The following is a 626-nucleotide window of genomic DNA, read 5'->3' as shown; positions in this document are numbered from 1 at the left end:
ATCGATTCCAATTATCTGATTGTAGATATGAATGGTACGCCACAGCGGCAGAAGATCAGCATTTACAATTACAATCAACTAGAGACAGAGATTCTTGCGGATAACTCAATGATCCGGTATAGCTATGATGCAAATGGAAATCTTCTTAAGCGAAATAAGGTTACACCTGCAGAACCGTACCTCTTCAGCACTTCAGCAGTCTCTTATGATATCTATCTTAAAGGGGTTCCTGACAGTGTTCAAAATGTAAATTTTCCAACATGGACGGAAGACAAAGGGCAAGATGATATCGAATGGATAGCTGGCGTGAAAGTTGCCCCAAATCTCTGGAAAGGTAAGGTTATCCTGTCGAAACACGGGGGGCAAAGAGGTACGTACAATACACATATCTACGCAGACAATCAGTTAGTGAAAGGTCTTAATACTAACATCCAAGATACTACAAAAATCATCTCTCCTCAAACAGTGTCATTAACTGACGGATATTACGAAGTTTATGTGGAAGGAGTCGCACGAACAATTAAAGAAGTACGGTTTCCCACATGGACAGAGTATAAAGGTCAAGATGACATTAAGGATCCATGGATCATCGGAGAAAAGGTAAACGACACGACATGGAAAATTCG

At 40.6% G+C, this 626-nt stretch carries 1 protein-coding gene; it reads left to right on the top strand.

Annotated elements, in window-relative coordinates; genetic code table 11:
* Positions 1-626 (top strand): GBS Bsp-like repeat-containing protein (locus ACQ76X_RS36125; protein WP_438498697.1); only part of this gene is annotated, 626 nt, incomplete at both ends.

The sequence above is a fragment of the Paenibacillus sp. IHBB 3054 genome, assembly GCF_051594305.1.
In the GTDB taxonomy this organism is placed as follows: Bacteria; Bacillota; Bacilli; order Paenibacillales; family Paenibacillaceae; genus Paenibacillus_AQ.
This window is presented reverse-complemented; position numbering and strand designations above follow the sequence as displayed.